This is a genomic window from Kineococcus haloalkalitolerans, assembly GCF_050871905.1.
In the GTDB taxonomy this organism is placed as follows: Bacteria; Actinomycetota; Actinomycetes; order Actinomycetales; family Kineococcaceae; genus Kineococcus.
Genome location: NZ_JBJLSH010000004.1, coordinates 57,101 through 76,861, shown reverse-complemented (window position 1 = coordinate 76,861; position 19,761 = coordinate 57,101). Strand labels below are relative to the sequence as shown.

General features: G+C 68.1%; 15 protein-coding genes. 6 read left to right on the top strand and 9 right to left on the bottom strand.

Translation table 11 applies throughout. From position 1 onward, the window contains the following. Window positions 1-338 precede the first annotated feature (338 nt). The 8 genes from ACRYMY_RS03315 to ACRYMY_RS03280 form a co-directional block, all read right to left on the bottom strand. Complete coding sequence (locus ACRYMY_RS03315) at window positions 339-536, bottom strand: hypothetical protein (protein ID WP_432545847.1); 198 nt, start codon at window positions 534-536, stop codon at window positions 339-341. Between the two features lie 191 nt (window positions 537-727). Beyond that, the gene (locus ACRYMY_RS03310; RefSeq protein WP_432545846.1) at window positions 728-1,681 is read right to left on the bottom strand and encodes a C-terminal binding protein; all 954 of its coding nucleotides are present in this window, start codon (window positions 1,679-1,681) and stop codon (window positions 728-730) included. Between the two features lie 64 nt (window positions 1,682-1,745). Then, the gene (locus ACRYMY_RS03305; protein ID WP_432545845.1) at window positions 1,746-3,119 is read right to left on the bottom strand and encodes an APC family permease; all 1,374 of its coding nucleotides are present in this window, start codon (window positions 3,117-3,119) and stop codon (window positions 1,746-1,748) included. Window positions 3,120-3,562: 443 nt separating this feature from the next. Continuing rightward, complete coding sequence (locus ACRYMY_RS03300; RefSeq protein ID WP_432545844.1) at window positions 3,563-5,395, bottom strand: sigma-54-dependent Fis family transcriptional regulator; 1,833 nt, start codon at window positions 5,393-5,395, stop codon at window positions 3,563-3,565. A gap of 47 nt (window positions 5,396-5,442) precedes the next feature. Beyond that, on the bottom strand, window positions 5,443-6,987 hold the full coding sequence (locus ACRYMY_RS03295; protein WP_432545843.1) for an aldehyde dehydrogenase family protein: 1,545 nt from the start codon (window positions 6,985-6,987) through the stop codon (window positions 5,443-5,445). A gap of 74 nt (window positions 6,988-7,061) precedes the next feature. Further along, window positions 7,062-8,000, bottom strand: coding sequence for a fumarylacetoacetate hydrolase family protein (locus ACRYMY_RS03290; RefSeq protein WP_432545842.1), 939 nt, complete (start codon window positions 7,998-8,000; stop codon window positions 7,062-7,064). After that, the gene (locus ACRYMY_RS03285; protein ID WP_432545841.1) at window positions 8,000-9,256 is read right to left on the bottom strand and encodes an aspartate aminotransferase family protein; all 1,257 of its coding nucleotides are present in this window, start codon (window positions 9,254-9,256) and stop codon (window positions 8,000-8,002) included. Before ACRYMY_RS03285 ends, ACRYMY_RS03290 begins: the two co-directional genes overlap by 1 nt. Before the next feature lie 389 nt (window positions 9,257-9,645). Next, window positions 9,646-9,834, bottom strand: a complete 189-nt coding sequence (locus tag ACRYMY_RS03280) for an SDR family oxidoreductase (protein WP_432545897.1) — start codon at window positions 9,832-9,834, stop codon at window positions 9,646-9,648. 290 nt (window positions 9,835-10,124) lie between these two features. On the opposite strand from ACRYMY_RS03280, the gene ACRYMY_RS03275 reads away from it, so the two are divergent. Both ACRYMY_RS03275 and ACRYMY_RS03270 read left to right on the top strand, forming a co-directional pair. Beyond that, on the top strand, window positions 10,125-10,874 hold the full coding sequence (locus ACRYMY_RS03275) for an SDR family NAD(P)-dependent oxidoreductase (protein ID WP_432545840.1): 750 nt from the start codon (window positions 10,125-10,127) through the stop codon (window positions 10,872-10,874). 232 nt (window positions 10,875-11,106) lie between these two features. Next, entirely contained in the window at window positions 11,107-12,885 is a 1,779-nt protein-coding gene (locus tag ACRYMY_RS03270; RefSeq protein ID WP_432545839.1) for a flavin-containing monooxygenase, read from the top strand. Between the two features lie 496 nt (window positions 12,886-13,381). On the opposite strand, the gene ACRYMY_RS03265 is transcribed toward ACRYMY_RS03270, so the two are convergent. Next, window positions 13,382-14,092 (bottom strand): riboflavin kinase, encoded by a 711-nt coding sequence (locus tag ACRYMY_RS03265; protein WP_432545896.1) that lies wholly within the window; start codon window positions 14,090-14,092, stop codon window positions 13,382-13,384. 135 nt (window positions 14,093-14,227) lie between these two features. Here ACRYMY_RS03265 and ACRYMY_RS03260 point away from each other — a divergent pair, with 135 nt between their 5' ends. From ACRYMY_RS03260 to ACRYMY_RS03245, 4 genes are all read left to right on the top strand, one after another. Then, entirely contained in the window at window positions 14,228-15,202 is a 975-nt protein-coding gene (locus tag ACRYMY_RS03260) for a DMT family transporter (protein WP_432545838.1), read from the top strand. An 891-nt stretch (window positions 15,203-16,093) separates the two neighbouring features. Continuing rightward, a complete protein-coding gene (locus ACRYMY_RS03255) occupies window positions 16,094-16,972 on the top strand; it encodes an ABC transporter permease subunit (protein WP_432545895.1) in 879 nt (292 codons plus the stop codon). 9 nt (window positions 16,973-16,981) lie between these two features. Further along, window positions 16,982-17,932, top strand: coding sequence for a carbohydrate ABC transporter permease (locus tag ACRYMY_RS03250; protein ID WP_432545837.1), 951 nt, complete (start codon window positions 16,982-16,984; stop codon window positions 17,930-17,932). Between the two features lie 51 nt (window positions 17,933-17,983). Next, window positions 17,984-19,729, top strand: a complete 1,746-nt coding sequence (locus ACRYMY_RS03245) for an extracellular solute-binding protein (RefSeq protein ID WP_432545836.1) — start codon at window positions 17,984-17,986, stop codon at window positions 19,727-19,729. Window positions 19,730-19,761: the final 32 nt, after the last annotated feature.

The following is a 19,761-nucleotide window of genomic DNA, read 5'->3' as shown; positions in this document are numbered from 1 at the left end:
CTGTCTCCCGAGCCGGCAGAGCGCCCGAGCCTGACTTGCACCAACTAGTCCAGCCCGTTGGCCTGCCTGCGTGCCGGTCATGACCGTCCCTGGACTGCTGCCCGCGATCATCACCACCCGCCGCCAGAGCGGACCGTTCACCGGCGCCAGCGGCGACGGCTCGAGGTACCACTGCATCCCAGGTGTGGCGGCACCCCGGACTTTCCCCCTGAAGACCGGCGCGTGCACCACTGCCGAGCTCGGAGCCGAGTCCAGCACCGAGAGCGGGGAAACCCTACGAGCAGCGCGGACTCCTTTCTCTGCACCTGCGGCGCATCAACCGACCAGGAGATGAGGTATCAGCGCCTGTGCGGATGCACTCGGACCACGCACGTCTCCCTGCGCCGCGCGTCGTAGGTGTCGGCGGACGCGTCGACCAGCACCCTGACCTCATCGACCAGCTCGTGCTGCACCCCGCGATCCATCGCCACCACACCGACGACGTCGCCGAAGTCCACACCCGGCACCATCATGACTTCGGCGCTGTTGTACGCCACGTCCGGCCGCCCGCACTCGGAAACGGTGGCTGCCACGAGAACGGCGACTTGGCCCCTGTCGGAGACATCGCAACGCTGGGCGAGCACCCGCTGGCCCAGCCCCGCCGACTGTGCGAGGCGACCTGCCGTGGGGATCGGCGGATCCAGCCGTCCGATGGCCGGCCTGTCGGGCAGCTGGCCCGGGACGGTATTCAGGCGGTGACGAGGTCCATGGGCCGACGCCCGTCCAACAGAGCGCGTGCGCGATCAACGGCGCCGGCTTGCAGGGCAGCCAGGGACGAGCGCGACTTCCAGGCCGCGTGGGGCGTCAAGATGGCGTTGGGTGCCTGGCGCAGCGGGTTGTCCCGGGGCAGCGGCTCGGCTTCGAACACATCCAACGCCGCGCCGGCCACTCGTCCGCTGACCAGGGCTGCGGCCAGCGCCTGCTCATCGATCAAGCCACCTCGGGAAACATTGACGATGACCGGGCGGTCCTTCATCTCGGCAATCGTTCCCGAGGAGATCATGTGCTTGGTCTCCGGGGTCATCGGCACGTGAAGAGAGATGACATCGGATCCGCTCAGCAGATCTGCCAATGTCACAGCCTGGATGCCGTTCACATGAGCGATGGGGTCGTACCCCACGACCCTGGCTCCCACTGCGGCCCACCATTGCGCCACCATCCGCCCGATGCGTCCCATACCAACGACGCCCACGGTGAGGTCGCTGAGCACGGGAAGGTCCGCTGCGACCGCACTCGCCCAGGTACCCGCCGCGACGGAGGCCTGCCCGGCAGGGATGCGCCGGATGAGCGCCAGACCCATGGCGAAGGCGTGCGAGGCGACTTCTTCAGTAGAGGCGTCCGGAACGATGGAGATGGGCACTCTCGCCTGTGTGGCCGCTGCGACATCGATGTTGTCGTAGCCGATGCCGTAGCGCACAATGCCCTTGCACTGCCGCATCGCGTCGATCTCGTTCTTCCCGACTCGGGCATATGGCGTAACCATCACCACAGTCGCTGTGGGCATCGCCGTGCTGAACGCTGCCTGGTCCGCGGCGACAACGACGTCCAGACCGTGATCAGCGGCCAGTCTTAGCTCGCGCTCGACATCGGGGAACTGGTGGGGCGCGATGAGCAGCGTGCCGCTCGTGGGGCTGCCGGACATGACTCTCCTGAGGGATTGCAGGTGGATGGTGCCCCGCGGGCGCCGCTCGTGCGCCCGATGGAGATCACTCGATGGCACGCCCGATGCGGGTGTAGGTCTCCGCGCGTCGCCGCCGCAGGATGACCGCGTAGACGATCCCGATGATCAGCGAGGCGTAGGGGATCAGCAGCAGGAGCAACAGCAGCAGCGGCGAGCCGACCACGAGCAAATCCATGTTGAAAGTGGCCGTCAGCAGGGCGAAGCCGATGCCCACCAGGGCGATGGCGGGGGCGATCAGCGTGCGCCAGGTCGAGGCGCCGGTGTTGTTGCGTCGGAAGTAGACGATGATGGCGATGCCGGTCAAGGTCAACAGGAGCAGCATGCCGTAGAAGGCCACACCACCGGCTGCTGCGTACAGGGCGTTGGCGTCGCCACCGAAGAGCACGAGCACCACCAGGACTGCAAACAGGAGGGCGAAGACCGTCATCGCGGCGCGGTGCGGGGAGCCGTGACGCGGGTGCACGCTGGCGATGGCTCGCGGGAAGATGCCGTCCACGGCAAGCGAGTGGGTGTAGCGCGACAGGATGTTCTGCAGCGACAGCATCGAGGCGAAGAAGCTGGTGACCAGCAGGATGGCGACGACCTGGTTGGCGAAGACGCCGAAGTAGGTCAGCAGGGCGTTCGGCATCAAGGCGGTCGGGTCTTGCCCGGCGACCTCTACAGCGCGCGAGGCACCCACGGACAGGATCAGGGCGTAGGCCGACAGGGCGTAGAAGACTCCCAGGAATCCGACGGCGAGGTAGGTCGCGCGAGGGATGGTGACTTCAGGCCGACGCACCTCGTCTCGGTAGATGGCCGTGGCCTCGAAGCCGTTGAAGACGCCGATGCTGAACAGCAGCAGGACGCCGATGGAGGGGGTGATCAAGTCAGCGGGGTTCCAGGCGGCCAGCGACTGGCCTTCGACGCCCCCGCTGCCAATCAGGCGGATGTCGAAGACGGCCACCAGCGCCACCTCGACGACGAGGATGACCGAGAGGACTTTCGCCGAGAGCTCGACGTTGAAGTAGCTCAGGCCGCCGGCGATGACGAGCAGGAGGAGGCTCCACATCCACCAGGGTGTGTTGATGCCGTTGCCGAAGGCGTCCAGGAGGTTGTTCACGGCGATGCCGGAGACGACCAGCGCTGAGGTGATGTTGAAGCCGTAGGTCACCAGCGCCAGGAACGATCCGCCCAGGCCCAAGGGGCGACCCAAGCCCTCACGGATGTACGTGTAGAACGCCCCGGGCCGCGGAACGGCCTTCGTCATGGCGGTGAACCCGAGCGCGAACAGCCCGACGATGATCGCCACCAAGATGAACGCGGCCGGTACGGCGATGCCGAAGGAGATGTTCACGGACACGAATCCGTAGACCACGCCCAGGGGTGCGGTGAAGGCGAGGACCGTGAACAGCAGGCCCACAGTGCCCATGCGTCCGCGCAGGTGGAAGGTGGATCCTCCCGACTCGGGGGCCTCCCCGGCGGGGTCGGGTCGGTCGGGAAGCTGGACCTCTTTGGCTGACATCGATCGTTCTTCCCTTCGTGAGCCGGGCGGGGACCGTTGCGGAGCGCGTGGCGACACATGCCTGCTCGGCCGTGTTGGGCCAGGGTCGGCGGGAGCGGTGCAGACCCGCGCTTGAGTGCACAAGCTCGGGCTTGAGGGCTTTGCCGAACTGTGTCAGTTTGAGTCATGTGCGTAGTCCGTCGGCGCTCATCGCACGGTGGGCCACCAGCACCGTTCGCGCGGCACAGGTGCGCAGCCGCGCTCGGTGCGGCCCCCAGGCGGGCAACGGCCGGGGGCTGATCGATCGCCGTCCCTCCGCGCTTGTCCTCCTGGCCGCCGGCGGCAGCCGCGCGCAGAGTCACTCAGCCCAGCTCGAGGTCGAAGCCTCGGCCCTCGTACGACTCGATCTTGCGGTAGAGCGTCGAGCGACCGATGCCCAAGAGGCTAGCCGCGCGCAGCCGGTTGCCGTTCGCCTCGACCAGGGCGAGCCGGATCTGCTGTAGCTCGGCCTCCTCCAAACGCGTCAGGGGGGACGTCGCCAGTGACCGCAGGTGGACCTCCGACAGGTCGGCCAGGCGAGCCTCCTCGCCGGGCCGGTCCAAGGCCATGGAGGCGACTGCCTCGCGCAACTGGCGGACGTTGCCGGGCCAGTCCGCCGCGACCAGAGCGCTGCGGAGCTTCGCCGACAGCCGGATCGCCGGAGCGCGTCGTTGCCGCAGGAAGTGCTCCGCCAGTGCAGTGATGTCTTCACGCCGCTCACGCAGCGGCGGCAACGTCACCTCCATTCCCCGCAGTGCCGACACGATCGGCAAAACGTGATCACTGATGGCGTTGAAGGTGATGACGATCTGCGGTTGCTCCAGGAGGCCCAGGAGCGCGACCAGCTCCTCGCGGTACTCGGGAGCGCAGCGCTCGACGTGGTGCAACACCACTGCCGCACCTCGCTCGAGTGCGTCGTCGAGATCGCTGACCGTCGATGAGTCCCGAGCGGTGGCGCGGAAGTCGACGAGTTCGACCTCCGCGGCCAGCTGTGCCGCGATGGCCTTCGCGAGGTGCAGCTTGCCGGCTCCCTGCTCGCCCACGACGTAGGCCGGCATCCGCCGGCTGGCAGCCGCTGCTGCGGCGTCCAGCGCACGCCGAAGACCTCGAGTCGCGCCGACAAAGCCGTCGAAGTGAGCTGAGCGTGACGTAGGCTTGACGGTGAGCGAGGTGGGGGCGGCGGCGGTAGGCAGCTGCACGCGCATGACCGCCGCCGCACAGGCGCCGAGCTCGCCGAAGCTCATCGGTCTGACCTGGAGCGTGACTTCCTGACCTGCACTGACGGTCACGCTCCTCTGGATGGGGCTCTCGCTGGCTTCGGCCTCGCGGGCGAGTGCGGCGAGGACGGCGAAGTCGCTCTGGTCGAGCATGCTCAACGCTTTCCGGCTCGCGATGGTCATCCGGTCGTCCATCGCCACCACTGCGTCGGCTCCCCGCTTGCGCACCTCGCGCATGTACGCGGCCATAAGCGCTTGCTCACGGGCCGAGAGCCGGTCGGCGAGACGGCGGGCGATCTCAGTGGCGGCGCCGTTGACCAGGAGCAGCATCGACTGGGAGCTCACCGACCGGGCGACGTGCTCGGGGAGCATGATCGCGAGTACGCCGCGGATCGAGCGCCGGATGGGGTCGCGGATCGGCACGGAGGTGCAGTAGCTGCTCTGGAGCGCTTCGTTGAAGTGCTCCGCTCCCCAGACCTGGACTGCCTCGCCCTCCTCCAACGCGGTGCCGTCGGAGTTGGTGCCGATCAGGTCCTCCGCCATGCCGCCTCCGACGGTGGGGAAGAGACGCTCCGCACGCCGCAGCTCGGCGGCGCTGCCCCGGAAGACCGCCACCGTGCCGTCGGCGTCGGTGAGCACGACCGAGCCGCCCGCGTCAGCGCAGAGACGTTCCAGCTCGCCCAGTACCGGTTCGGCCGCAAGCAGCAACTGCTCGTCGGCGTGGGGGGCGAAGGGTTGCAGGAAGGAGCCGGCCGCGTTGACGTTGCACGCCAGACTGCGCCGCCAAGACCTGGCGATGACCGGTCGCAGCGCGCTGAGGTCCGTGCCCTCGGGATCACTCAGGAACTGATCACGCAGGGCGTGGACGCGTCTGTTCGACAGCTCGCCCGCACCCGGCACGATGATGTCGGTGTGACCGCCCGGCACCAGAGAGTTCACCGCCGCCTCCTACCCGCTGGCCCTCAGCGCATCAGCACGTCAAAACGTCAGTACGTCAGAAGGTGCTCGAGATCAGCGGACAGCTTACGGGCCTGCTGGCGCGCGAACTGCTGGAAGTACCACTTGCCCAGCGTCTGCTTGCCCGTGGTCCCGCTGCCCTTCCAGCCGCCGAAGGTCTGTGGGCCCGGCCACCACCCAGTGGTGGCGTGCCCGGGCACGTTCACGTCGACGCAGCCGGCCTCGATCTCGTCGAGGAACTGTCGAGCCTGCTCGACCTCACCGGTGTACACCCCCGCGGTCAAGCCCATGTCCGTCGCGTTCGCCACGCGCAGGGCCTCGTCGAAGGTGGGAACTTCGCTGATGGTCAGCAGCGGTAGGAAGTGCTCAACGTTGGCCAGGTCGTGCCCAGCCGGTACGCCGGAGACCACGGTGGCCGGAACGAAGTAGCCCTCCCCCTCCTGGGCGGTGCCGGTGGTGATGCGGAAGCCCTCCGAGCGCGCCCCCTCCAGGAGTCGTTCGTAACGGGCCGCGGACTCCGCGGAGACGACCGGGCCGCTGGCAGCGCCGTTGACGGCGGGGTCTGCCACCTTCAGCTCGCGCACCCGAGCCTCGACGAGCTCGACGAGGCGGTCGTGGGCGCCGGGGGTGACCAGTACGCGCGACAGGGCGCTGCACTTCTGACCGCTGAGGTCAAAGGCCGAGAAGACGATGCCGTCGGCGGCGACCTCCAGGTCGGCCGAGTCGGTGACCACGACCGGGTTCTTACCGCCCATCTCGGCGATCACCGGCCGGTAGTAGGCGCCGTTGGCGAAGGTGCGCACGATGGACTGACCCACCGGGACCGAGCCCGTGAAGCTGATGCCGTCCACGTCCGAGGCGGCCAGAGCGCGGCCGGGCTCATCGGCACCGTGGATGACGTTGACCAGGCCGGTGGGCAGGTCCATCGCCTCACACAGCTCGTAGACCGCGTGACCCGACCACGGTCCGTGGTGGGCGGTCTTGATCACAACGCCGTTGCCGGCCAGCAGGGCGGCGACCGTCGGCCCCGCGGCTTGCACGATCGGGTAGTTGAACGGGGTGATGACCCCGAAGACGCCGTAGGGCTTGAGCACCGAGTCGTTGGCCGCTCCCGACGGGTCGTCGGCACGACGGTCTTCGAAGGCTTCGGGCTCAGCCGCGTACTGGGTGTAGAAGCGCAAAATCTCCAGCACCTCGGCCCCCTCACCGCGTGCGCCTGCGTAGGGCTTGCCGATCTCGAGGGCGACACGCACCGCCCACTCCTCGAGGCGCGCCTCCACGAAGGGGATCGCTCGGCGGACGTGCTCGATGCGCTCGGCCACCGGCGTCCGCCGCCAGGCACGCTGCGCTCGGCGGCTGGCGGCGATCGCCTTGGTCACCAGCTCCGCGGGTGCGTCGTGGCAGGCACTGATGGTCTGGTCGGGGTAGCTGGGGTCTTCACGGCGCAGCAGCTCCCCGACGAACAGCTCGTGGCCGTCGACGACGTGAGGGACGGTCGGGTAGTCAGCGGCACGCTGCTGCGCGACCGCGGCTGAGAAGGCCACCTGAGTCTCAGTCTGGGTGTCCATTGCCATGTCGGGAAGTCTCCTAGGTGTCGGTGAGGCCTTCAGCCCTCGAGACGATGGTCACGAGGGGTCTGCTCACGACGCTAGGAAGCATCGGCCGCGCCGACTGTCCCATCCTGGGACGCACGCACGTCCAGGTCACCCGCGACGACGCTGCAGAGCGTCCCCACCTGCTGCACGTCCACCTCGACCACGTCTCCAGCGCTCAGCCACTGCGGCGGCTTGCGCTTGGCACCGATGCCGTCCGGAGTGCCGGTGGCGATGATGTCGCCCGGCATGAGGGTGATGGTCTGCGCGATGTAGGCGATGATGTGGGCGACGCTGAAGATCATGTGGCGGGTGTTCGAGCTCTGCATCACCACGCCGTTGACGCGGGTGGCGATGTCCAGCTGCTGGAGGTCGCCGACCTCGTCGAGGGTCACCAGCTCCGGTCCGGTAGGGGTGGACCGGTCGACCGCCTTGCCCATCGTCCACTGCGTGCCGCGGTACTGCAGGTCACGGGCGGTGACGTCGTTCAAGACCATCGCTCCCGCGACGTGCTCCAGGGCCTCCTCGGAGGAGATTCCGCTCGTCTGACGGCCGATGACCACGGCCAGCTCCCCCTCGAAGTCGAGCTGGGAGGTCACCTGCAGGCCGCCGATGGGCGTCTGAGGGCCGATCAGGCTCGTGGCGAACTTGACGAAGACGTCGGGATGCTGAGGCAGGGCACGGCCGGTCTCAGCGACGTGGTCGGCGTAGTTCAGCCCCACGCACAGCACCTTGTCGGGGTCGAGGACCGGAGGGCCGAACACGGCCTCGGTGACCGGTCGGCGCGTAACGCCGGGCCTTGCCCCATCGGTGACGGCGGCAGCCACCTCCGGCAGGTGGGTGCCGTGCTGCCTCAGCAGCTGGCGGATCGAAGGGTCGGGGCCCAGGGCGCCGAGGTCGGCGGCCGCGAGCGCCTGGTCGACATCGATGATCCAGCCGTCCACGACGGCCCCGGCGCGCCAAGTGTCCGCCGAGCGGTAGGTGACCAGACGCATCAGCCGGTCACCTCCGCGACCGCCTTGACGGCGTCCACGAGGCGCTCGGTGATGTCGGTGACCACGGCGGTGTCCATCGGCGTGGACAACGCCGCCAGGTTCGCCGAAGACAGCACCACTCCGCGCTCGTAGGCCGCCCACCACAGCTCGTGCTGGGTCGCTTCGGCGACCTTGCGCGCCCCGGCTGGGAACGGGCGGAGCAGCGATCCCCGGCCACGCACCTCCCACCCACAGGGCTGCAGCTGCTCATTGGCTTGCGTGCGCGCTGCATCACCCAAGGCGTTGAGGCGGTCGATCTGCGAGGCGGTCAGCAGGCGCAGAGCGGCGGAGCCTGCCGCCGAGCTGACCGGGTTGCCCGAGAAGGTTCCCGAGTGGACGATGCCGCCGGGCACCCAGGGGTCCAGCGGCTCCATGTACTCGTCCCGGCCGGCCAGGGCCCCGATCGGCAACCCTCCACCGATCAGCTTGCCCGCGGTCAGCAGGTCGGGGACGACGCCGTAGGCGCCGCTCAGTCCATGCTCGCCCAATCGGAAGCTGATCACCTCGTCGATAACCAGCAAGGTGCCGTGCTCACTGGCCAGAGTCCTGGCCTCGGCGACGAACTGGGGCGCGACCTCGACCAGCCCAGCCTTGTTGGGCAGGAGGTCGAGGATGATTGCGGCGTGGGAGGCCGGGCGCTGCGTGAAGGCTTCTCGCAGGGCGGTGAGGTCGTTGAGCGGTACCAGGGTGACGTCGTCGCCCATGGCCTTGGGCACGCCCTTGGACGGGCCACTCGCCAGGAGTGCGACGTCGGAGGACCCGTGGTAGCCGTCCTTGGTCATGACCACACCATCGCGACCGGTGACAGCGCGTGCCAAGCGGACGGCGGACATGACCGCCTCAGTGCCGGAGTTGGTGAAGCGGACCTGACCGAGCCCCGGCAGGCGCTGGAGCACCGCTTCGGCCAGGTCCCACTCAGCCAGGTTGGGGATGCCCCACGCAGAGCCTCGCTGCATCGCCCGGTGTGCCGCCTCGACGATCTCGGGATGGGCGTTGCCGTGGATGAGCGTGGTGAAGTTGCCGTTGGCGTCGATGAGCTCCCGGCCGGTGTCGTCCCACAGGCGCCAGCCCTCACCGCGCACCGCGTAGGTCGGCGCTGCGCCGACGTGGTAGGCCGAACGGCCGTAGCCGCCGGGCATCATGGGGCGACCGGCCGTGTTGCGACGGATGTGACGGTCTGACGATTCGGCCCGGTCACCGACAGATGTGATCACCATGACCTAGAGGCTAGGAACCTCCTCACGCCCGGACTGTCCTATTGCGAGACATCTCCCCCCGGTCCGAATCACAGCACCGTGCACTCGGCGACGACCATGACGGCTGAACCGGTCACCTTGCGCGACTCATCCGAGACCAAGAACACCGCAACCTCGGCCACCTCCTCGGCGGCGATCACGCTCAAGAGCCGGTAGCTCGCTGGGCGTCGATGTGGCGCAAGAAGGCCGCGTCGGAGAGGCCTGCCACCATCGGGGTCTTGCCCCCCGAACCCGGTCAGTTGGCGCCCATGTTGTGCTCAGCACGATCGACGGCGACGATCTTGGTGATGATCACGACGTCCCCTTGGTCGCGGAGTAGGGCGCGACGTCCGGTTCGGCCACCGACGAGTTCACCGACCCCCAATCGACGATGGCTCCGCCCCACTGCGCTGCAGCGCCGGCGCGGCTGCCTGGCAGCCGAAGAAGACGCCACCGAGGTTGGTGTCGATGATGCGGTCGAGGCCTTCCTCGTTGGGCTCGAGCAGGGGAGTTGCGCGCAGGTAGCCGGCGTAGTTGAGCATGGCGTGCAGGCGACGCACTCCCCTGACGTCGATGTCTGCTGGCACTACCTGGGCGCCGTAGCACACCGGCGGGCGGACCGCGGCTACCCCTGCCACGGTCCGCGCCCGTTGCGATCGCCACCTTGCCCTGCAGTCGTACGCTCATGCCTCGCCCGTCACCTCACCCTTGCCGATGACGGTGATGGTGACGCTGGCCCGTCCGGGACCCCGCCAGTGTCCAATTCTGGTACATACAGGTGCGGCATGGACCTCTAGCCTCGCTGGGCGGCGCCGCTCCCGGCGTCGAAGCGTCGACGTTTGGAGCTGAAGTGGGCCGCGTTCAGGACAAGGTCACCATCGTCACCGGTGCCGCCCGGGGCCAGGGCGAGTCTCATGCTCGCCTGTTCGCCCAGGAAGGGGCGCGGGTTCTGCTGACCGACGTCCTGGACGAGCTGGGCGAGCAGGTGGCGGCGCAGCTGCGGGCCGAGGGGTACGACGCGCACTACCTCCACCTCGATGTCGCCTCGGAGGAAGGGTGGGCGGCGGTCGTCGCCGAGGCCGAGCGGCGTTGGGGTCGCATCGACGTCCTGATCAACAACGCGGGCATCGTCGGGACCATGAAGTCGGTGGCGGACGAGCCGCTTGAAGCTTGGACCAAGATGACGGCGATCAACCAGCAGGGCGTCTTCCTCGGCATCAAGGTCACCGCTCCGGTCATTGAGCGCACCGGCGGCGGCGCGATCATCAACACCTGTTCCATCAACGGTACGGTGGGTAATCCCGGTGGTTTCTCCTACCAGGCGTCCAAAGGGGCGGTGAAGATGATGACCCGGGCGGCCGCCATGGAATACGCCGCACGCGGGATTCGCGTCAACTCCGTCTCTCCCGGCCTGGTGATGACGAACATGGCCGTCGAGGAGGGTGAGGAGTCGAACCGTGAGTTCAGCGAGGCCACTCCGATGAAGCGCGCTGCTCAGCCCATCGAGGTGAGCTACGGAGTGCTCTACCTGGCGTCCGACGAAGCGAGCTACGTCACCGGGGCGGACCTGCTCATCGACGGCGGGTACACGGCTCAATGAAGCCCGCGTGAGAGAGCCGGCCGTGTCCTCGGCCGCCTCCGACGCTCCCGGGGTGCTCTCGACCCGCTTCCGCACAGGCCCACCGGCGCGCGTCCCAAAGTGGGACGGTTCGCGCCGGGCGCACGGGACAGCCTGTATCGAACCCCCTGAAGAACGGCAGCGTAGAGCGATTCGATCACCTCGGCCCGCTGATGCTCCTGAAGATCCACCGTCCCCGACGAGGAGGAAAGTCATGATTGACACCGCCACCCAGATTCATCCGACAGCGTCTGCGAGCACTTGGGACGATCACGACGTCCTGGCGCACTGGCTGCAGGCGTTCAAGTCGGCGGTGTCCGCTCGTCACGGGGCCGCCGTCACCGATCTCTTCCAGGACGATGCGACCGCGCGCGACCTCCTCGCCAGTGGCTGGGACTTCCGCAATGCCGTAGGCCAGGACGAGCTGAGCAGCTTCTTCTTCACCGGCGACACCTCAGCCGTGGATTCGCTCGCCCTGCGCGAGGGATCGCAACTTTTCCCCGGCCAGGTGGGAGGGCTCAGGACGCTCGACGCCTTCCTGCAGTTTAGGACCGCTCGGGGCGCCGGCGAGGGCTATGTCAGGCTCGTCGAGGATCTCGACGGTGTGTGGAGCGCGTCCGCGCTCGCGCTGGCGCTGTCCTCCTTGGACACGCACCCCGAGCGCGTGGGTGAGCGTCGCCCCGACGGTCGCACGCACGGTCCCATCCCCGACCGCGTCGGCTGGGCTGAGCAGCTCGATCACGAGTTCACGCGCGAGGACCCAGCAGTGGTCATCCTCGGCGCCGGGCACAACGGGCTGATGCTGGCGGCACGCCTGCGGTCCTTGGGTGTCCCTTCGCTCATCATCGAGCGCAACGAGCGGGTGGGTGACAACTGGCGCAAGCGCTACAGCACCCTGGCCCTTCACACACCCATCGTCTCGGACCAGCTGCCGTACGTTCCTTTCCCTTCGACGTGGACCCGCTTCACTCCCAAGGACAAGCTGGCTGACTTCCTCGAGTGCTACGCCACACTGCTGGACCTGCCCGTGTGGACGGGGACGACCGCCAGCAACGTGCACTACGACGAGGCACAGGGCCGTTGGTCCCTGGACGTCGTGCGTCCGGACGGCTCGGAGCGGTCCTTGAATGTCAAGCACCTGGTCTTCGCGACGGGGATGAACGGTGAGCCGGCGATGCCCCAGCTGCCCGGGCGCGAAGACTTCACCGGCACTGTGATGCACGCTGTGGACTACCGCGGTCACAAGCCTTGGGTCGACAAGCGCGCCGTCGTCGTCGGCTCTGGCGTCAGCGGGCACGACCTGGCGCAGGACCTCGCTGAGCACGGCATCGACGTCACCATGATCCAACGTTCTCCCACCTACGTGATGAACACCTCAACCTTCCACGCGGTGATGCACGCGAACCACGTCGCCGGCACCTACACCGCCGACGAAGCCGATCTGATCAACGCCGCCACCCCCTTCGGGGAACTCCCGCGGTTCGGGCCCGGTCAGGTCGCGGCGGCGAAGGCCATGGACGAGGATCTGCTGGAACGACTGTCTGCAGCCGGGTTCAAGCTCAGCGACGGTCCGAACGGCCAGGGCGTCCTCGGGCTGATCTTCGGGCAGAACGCCACTGGGTACTACTACAACGCCGGGGCGTCCGAGATGATCGCGGACGGCACCATCAAGCTGCAGCACGGCAGCGTCATCGGCTTCAACTCCGAGGGCGTCGTGCTCGAGGACGGCAGCACCGTGCCGGCGGACCTGGTCATCATGGCCGTCGGTTACCGCGGCCCGACCACTGCCGCGCGCGAGGTGCTCGGCGAGGAGGTCGCCGGCCAGCTGGGCGACTTCGCCACGGTGGGTGAGGACCGCGAGTACGGCAGGCTCTTCCGCCCGTCCGGCGTCGACGGCCTGTGGTTCATGATCTCTCTGGGCATCGACAACGGGCGCTTCTACTCCAAGCTGCTCGCCCTGCAGATCGCTGCGAGCGAGGCGAACGCCGTGTGAGGAGTGACGTGCTTCCCCTTCCATGCTGGTGACGGGTGGGCGGTCGGAGGCGACGCGGCCGCCGCCCCTTCGTCGCATGCCCTGCTAGCGCGGACGCGGAACCCGCCACCGAAGACCCGAGTGGGAGACGCAAGACAACGGACAAGAGGCGACGAAGCCGGAGCAGATGTCGGAGGAGTGCGGAGCGCGGTGCCTCCGCCTGGTACAGCCGTCGGCTCATGGCTCACCCCAAGCTGGGACCCGGTGACGTACGTTTCGACGGCTTAGGAGCCCCATCCGTGCACGCCTCGACCGTGCCGCCCCTCTCGACTCTGCTGAGGACTCGGTACGGCCGTGATGTCGTCGAACTACCGGCTCACCCTGACATCGCGGGTCCTGCACGGCGTCGGCACAGCGGAATTGCTACCGCAGGTCTTCAGCGCCGCTGGCCGCATCGCCCTCCCGCAGGACCACCACTTGGTGCGGGCCGCAGGGGCGTCTCTCTGCGGACGTGCGCTCACCGCGCGTCCCCCCGCACCCAAGCTCGAACTGCTGCCACCTCGGCGTGCATCTGCTCGACCAGAGCGGACGAACCGGGGAGCGCGAGTTGACCGCGCACGCGCTCGAAAAGTTCGACCACCACGAACTGGCCGTAGAGGTCCCCGGTGAAGTCGAGCAAGTGCGCCTCGAGGAGACGCGTGCCGCGGGACTCGTGGTAGCTGAGGCGCCGACCGACGGAGACGGCGGCGAGCCGCTCGTGCGGCCCTTGCGGACTTCGAAGCGTCACGACCCCAACCCACATGCCGTCGGTTGCAGCCAGCGGTCCCCGCTGGTCGAGCAGTGGCACGTTGGCGGTAGGAAACCCCGTCTCTCGAGCGCGACCGTCCCCGTGCACGACTCTGCCGTGCACCACGCACACCGGGGATCGGCTACTCGAGGGTCCGCCCGCTCCACGTCGTTCGCCCGCCTGTGCTGCCGTTGCTGAAACGACCACGACTCCTCCTCGAAGCGTTTGCTGTGCACCGTTATCGGCCCGACGCGACGGCACCCGGTGAGTGATTCGCTGCGGCGGATCCGCAATTGCGGCTCTTCTTCGCACCACCGGGGACCACGTTAAGGCCCTCGCGCCGTGCCGGTCTGTTCCCAAGTGAGACACATCCAGTGGCGTTCGCCTTCTGTGCGCCGCGTTCCAGTGATGCGGTGATTCGTTCGTCCCAGGATGGGACATCATGTGGCCGGACGGCTCGGCCAGGATGGGATCATCTGCCAGCCCACTGTCACCAGAGGAGACGGGACCGTCCCGCTGGACCAGGCCCCCGATGCGGACGTCTGACGACGAACTGAGAGCCAGGAGGCGCCCCACGTGCAGAGCACCAGCGCAACCAGCGCCGTCCCCCCTGCTCAGACCGTGAGCCGCACAGGCCGCAGAGGCTTTCTACTGGTCCTGGTCGGAGCCGTCCTGTGGGGCACGAACGGCGTCTCCGGCGTGCTGATCGTCGAGAACAGCGGTACTTCCTTCGCCGCCGTCGTCACGGTGCGGCTCCTGCTGGGCGGCGGCTCGATGCTCCTCATCGCACTGCTCGCCGGCCGCTTCCGCGGGGTGCCCAACACGGCGGCCACCTGGCGGACGATCGCTGTGACCGCAGTGCTGACGATGTTGGTCATCGCGGCGTACTTCCAGTCGCTGGCCTACCTCGGGGTGGCGATCTCGACCGTGGCGAGTCTCGCGGTGGGCATCATCACGGTCACCGTCTGGTCGGCACTGCGCGATAGGCGTCTACCGTCGGTCGTCACCTGCTGCGGCCAGGTAGCCTCCCTCGTCGGCCTGGTCCTGGTGTGCTTGCCCGGCTCGGGATCCGGATCCGCTACCGGCGCGGCCGACTACTGGCTCGGTCTCGGGCTGGCCACGGTGTCCGGGGTGGCTTTCGCCGCGACCACCCACCTGAACAGCCGCCCGCAACCGGGTCTGAACGCCCAAGTTCTGGTCGCGGCGTCACTCACCGGCGCCGGGGCTCTCTGCCTGCCCTGGGGCGTCTTCTCCGGCTTCCACTTCGGCACGCTTTCCCCGGTGGCTTGGGCCGCTCTGGCGTTCCTGACGTTCGTCGCCACAGTGCTCGGCTACCTGGCCTACTACAGCGGCCTGCACGAAGGCGTCCACCCCAGCACCGTGGCGGTCTGCACGCTGCTGGAGCCGGTGGTGGCGGGCGTCCTGGCGCTGGTGCTCCTGCATGAGCGCTTCGGGTGGACGGCCGCCGTGGGCGCGGGTTTGATCATGCTCGCGGTGGTGCTCGCGCGCCCCGGAGCCTCTCATCCAGAGCCGGCAGTGCCGGGCCCTTGACCCCCGAGCCCCGAGCCCCAAGCCCCAAGCCCCGAGCCCCGAGCCCCGAGCCCCGAGCCCCGAGCCCCGAGCCCCGAGCCCCGAGCCCCGAGCCCCGAGGGAGGGTGTGAGACGGCCTCCAAAGCCTTTCGCCGTCGACGACGTCGCTCGGATGACGTTGCCCGGACCGGCGCCGTGACGGCCGAGCGAAGGACTTCGTGCTCCTCTGGGGCCTGCCCCGTACTGGCACAAGGGGGCCGGCATCGCGACGCGGGCAGCCTCCTTACGGCGGCTGAGGGTCGTCTTCACCCGCGGCACGCCCCTGGTCTCCCTCGCTGACCTCCCTAGCTCTGGGCAGGACGCACCGCGGCCATGTCAGCAGCGCGCAGGGTGCCGGAGGAGCTGATGGCCGGGTCGGACGGCCCGGAGCCCCACAAGGCCATTCCCGCGAGCGATCAGTCCGTCTCACGACGCTTACGCCAGGGGGTGGTTCGTCCACCGACCCGCCTTCCGGAGGAAGGTCAGCACCTTCTCCCCGCCCCCGTGTCCAAGACGTTGAGCATCCGGTGCGACAGCGACGACTACCCGACGCGTGGTGCCTGTACCGCGTGAGCGCAGCTCGGCGAAGGCGCGGGAGGCAGCGCGATGTCGCCGGTGATCAGCGCCCGGACCCGGCGGCTCTGTCGCCGAGCGGCGATCTCCTTGACGGATGGCAACGTTTCCATCACCATCGTCTCGACCAGCGCTGCACGGGAGACCTCACTCCCCACTGTCGAAGGAGACGGCGTGACGGAAGCTGCGGCAGACCGCCGCTACGGACAGCAGGTCGCCACTGCGGCCCTGGAGCAGGTCACCGGGTCGGACGAGCGACACCTGCCGGGCCCTCGACGACGCCGCCGCACCTCGGTGTCCATGTTCCTGTGGGTGGCACCACTGCTCGCCCTCGCCTTCGCCTTCTCCTACTTCCCGCTCTTCGGGTGGGTGTACGCCTTATACGACTACAAGCCGGCGCTGGGCCTGAGCGGCAGCCGCTTCGTCGGCCTGCAGTGGTTCGAGCTGCTCGTCAGCTCCCCGACGCAGCTCGCGGTGATCGGTCGCGTCCTTCTGAACACCCTGGCGATCAGCTTCCTGGGGATCGCCACTTCGGTGCTTCCCCTCGCCTTCGCCGTCTTCCTCAACGAGGTCCGCTCACGGCGGTTCCGCAACGCGGTGCAGACGCTGACGACGCTGCCCAACTTCATCTCCTGGGTGCTCGTCTACATGATCGCCTTTTCGATGTTCTCCAGCGGCGGCCTCGTCAACGATCTGCTCCTCGACTCCGGCCTCATCACCACGCCGGCCAAGTTCCTCGACACGGACCAGAACGTCTGGTTGACCATGACCCTGTGGAGCGTGTGGAAGGGGCTGGGCTGGGGAGCGATCATCTACCTGGCCGCGATCGCCGGGGTCGACCAGTCCCTCTACGAGTCGGCCCGCATCGACGGAGCCGGCCGCTTCCAGACGATGTGGTACATCACCGTCCCGCAGCTGATGCCCACCTTCTTCGTCCTGCTCCTGCTGTCGATCGCCAACCTGCTCAACAACGGGATAGAGCAGTACTTCGTCTTCCAGAACGCCTTCAACCGCGAATCCATCCAGGTCCTGGACCTGTACGTGTACAACCTCGGCATCACGGGGAACAGCCTGTCGCTGGCGACGGCCGTCGGGATGCTCAAGAGCGTCGTCTCCGTCGCGCTCCTCTTCACCGTCAACGCACTCGCCAAGCGCGTCCGCGGCGAGTCGATCGTCTAGGAACCAGCCGTGTCGACCACCACCAGCACCACCGCCGCGTCGAGCCGCGGCTCCACCCGGCCCCCGCGGCGCTCGGTAACGGACGTCGTGTTCTCGGCGATCAACTACGCCGTCTTCGCCCTGCTGGCTGTCATCTGCGCGTACCCCTTCTACTACCTGATCATCAACGCGGTCAGCGCCAACGACGCTGCCGCGGCGGGCGACGTGCGCTTCCTGCCGACGGGCCTGCACCTGGCCAACTTCGACCAGGTGCTCCAGCTCAACGGCCTGGCAGCGGCCGCAGCCGTCAGCGTCGGCCGCACCGTGATCGGCACTGCCGCCACGGTGCTGGCATCGGCGTTCCTCGGCTTCATGTTCACCCAGGAGAGGATGTGGGGGCGGAAGTTCTGGTACCGCTACCTCATCATCACCATGTACTTCAGCGCCGGCGTCATCCCGCTGTTCATCACGATGAAGATGCTGGGGCTGACCAACAGCTTCTGGGTGTACGTGCTCCCCCTCGTCGTGCAACCGTTCTTCGTCATCCTCGTCAAGACCTACGTCGAGGCGATGCCGCGCTCGCTGCAGGAGGCCGCCGAGGTGGACGGCGCCAGCATCGTCCAGGTCTTCTTCCGGATCTACCTGCCCAACATGACCCCGATCCTCGCCACCGTGGCCATCTTCTCCGCGGTGACGCACTGGAACTCCTTCCAGGACACCCTGATCTACATCACCGACCAGAGCCTCTACACCCTGCAGTACCTGCTCTACACCTTCATCAACCAGGCGAACAGCCTGGCCCAGGCCGCGCAGGGTTCCAGCGGCAACCTCAGCACGGTCGTGGCGGGGGCGACCGAGCAGACGCCGACATCCATCCGGGTGACGGTCTCGGTCTTGGTCGTCCTTCCCATCGTCTTCGTCTACCCGCTCTTCCAGCGCTACTTCGTCAAGGGGATCATGCTCGGCGCCGTCAAGGGCTGAGCCAGATCCCCTCGTCAACCTCACCGCACGTCCTCGAGAGAACGGACAGCAATGAAGCGCCGATCCGCCCTGGCCATCCTCGCCGCCTCCGCAGCCGCACCTGTGGTCCTCACCTCCTGCACGGACAGCGCCCAGGAGGAGGTGCAGGAGATCGACGCCTTCCGGCAGTCGTGGGACGAGGAGATCACCATCGACGTCTTCGCCGTCCTGGCCAACTACATGGGCATGCAGGAGGGCTGGTTCGCCAAGCTCGTCAAGGACAAGTTCAACATGCGGTTGAACATCATCGCCCCCAACGTGGCCGGAGGTGGCGACACGCTGTTCAACACGCGCGTCTCCGCCGGGGACCTGGGTGACCTCGTCGTCACGACCAAGGGCACCCAGATGCGGGAGCTGGTCGACGGCGGCCTGGTGCTCGACGTCACGCCGTACTACCCGGCCATGGAGAACTTGGGACGGTACGACGCCGCGGTGCAGCACCTCGGCGAGGAGTACGGCGGCCTGTACGCACTGCCCACTCAAGTGTCGTCCATCAAGCCTTGGGAGCCGTCCGAGGGTGTCGACCCCACCTTCGGCACCTACCTGCGGTGGGACTTCTTCGCCGAGCAGGGTTACCCGCAGATCGGCACTCTCGAGGACCTGCTGCCCGTCCTGGCGCGCATGCAAGCAGCCCACCCCACGACCGACGACGGCCGACCCGTGTACGCCCTGTCGCTGTTCAAGGACTGGGACGGCAACATGATGGTGATGGCCAAGCAGCCGGCCTGCCTCTACGGCTACGACGAGATGGGTTTCGTCTTGGCCAAGGCCGACGGCAGCGACTACCAGAGCATCCTGGACCCGGACTCGCAGTACGTCCGTGCCCTGCGCTTCTACTACGAGGCCAACAAGCTGGGCCTGGTCGATCCCGAGTCGACCACGCAGAACTTCGACACCGTCAACGCCAAGTACCAGAACGGCCAGGTGCTGCTCTCCTGGTGGCCCTGGCTGGCCCAGGCCGCGTTCAACACCGACGCCAACCTGGACGCAGGCAAGGGCTTCATGCTCACCCCGGTCGACGACCAGGTCGTCTACTCCTACGGCGCGGAGGCCTACGGCGCGACCCAGGTCTTCGCCGTCGGTTCCCAGGCCGAGGACCCGGAGCGGATCGCCGCCTTCCTCGACTGGCTGTACTCGGCCGAGGGTGCGTACAGCGGTGCGAACCAGACCGCGGGCGCCAGCGGTCCCCGCGGCCTGACCTGGGAGCTCGACCCCGCCGGCGCGCCGGTGCCCACGGCCGTCGGCGAGCAGGTGTACCTCGAAGGCGACGCGGACGTCCCGGCGGACTGGGGCGGGGGGAAGTACACCGCCGGCGCCTCCGCCCTCAACACCACGTCCGTGCTACCGGCCGACATCGACCCAGCCACCAACCTGCCGTACAGCTACAAGTCCTGGCCCAGCTACCAGGCGCTGACCGGGAACCCCGTGCAGGAGGACTGGACCGCGCGCACAGGGGCCACCACCGCCATGGAGTACCTGCGCGACAGCGGCCAGCTGCTGGTGGGCGCGGGCGCCGGGTACGCCAGCTCCGGCGACGACTCGCTGCTGGAGACCACCCGCAACCAGGTGAAGGCGGTCATCGTGCAGATGTCGTGGCAGATGGCCTTCGCCCGCGACGACGCGCAGTTCGAATCGCTGCTCACCGAGATGCGCCAGACTGCCGAGGGACTCGGGTACGCGGACGTCCTCGAGGCTGACATGGCCGACGCGAGGGCTCAGAGCGAGGCGCGGGAGGCCGTCGTGGAGGCCTTCCGGTGATCCCGGCTGGTCGTGTCGAGGGCGAGGGGGAC

Bases quoted from the DNA above. Each gene is read 5' to 3' on its own strand.
- ACRYMY_RS03310 (WP_432545846.1), bottom strand. From the start codon at position 1,681: ATGTCCGGCAGCCCCACGAGCGGCACGCTGCTCATCGCGCCCCACCAG.
- ACRYMY_RS03295 (WP_432545843.1), bottom strand. From the start codon at position 6,987: ATGGCAATGGACACCCAGACTGAGACTCAGGTGGCCTTCTCAGCCGCG.
- ACRYMY_RS03290 (WP_432545842.1), bottom strand. From the start codon at position 8,000: ATGCGTCTGGTCACCTACCGCTCGGCGGACACTTGGCGCGCCGGGGCC.
- ACRYMY_RS03285 (WP_432545841.1), bottom strand. From the start codon at position 9,256: ATGGTGATCACATCTGTCGGTGACCGGGCCGAATCGTCAGACCGTCAC.
- ACRYMY_RS03270 (WP_432545839.1), top strand. From the start codon at position 11,107: ATGATTGACACCGCCACCCAGATTCATCCGACAGCGTCTGCGAGCACT.
- ACRYMY_RS03265 (WP_432545896.1), bottom strand. From the start codon at position 14,092: ATGTCCCATCCTGGGACGAACGAATCACCGCATCACTGGAACGCGGCG.
- ACRYMY_RS03255 (WP_432545895.1), top strand. From the start codon at position 16,094: ATGTTCCTGTGGGTGGCACCACTGCTCGCCCTCGCCTTCGCCTTCTCC.
- ACRYMY_RS03245 (WP_432545836.1), top strand. From the start codon at position 17,984: ATGAAGCGCCGATCCGCCCTGGCCATCCTCGCCGCCTCCGCAGCCGCA.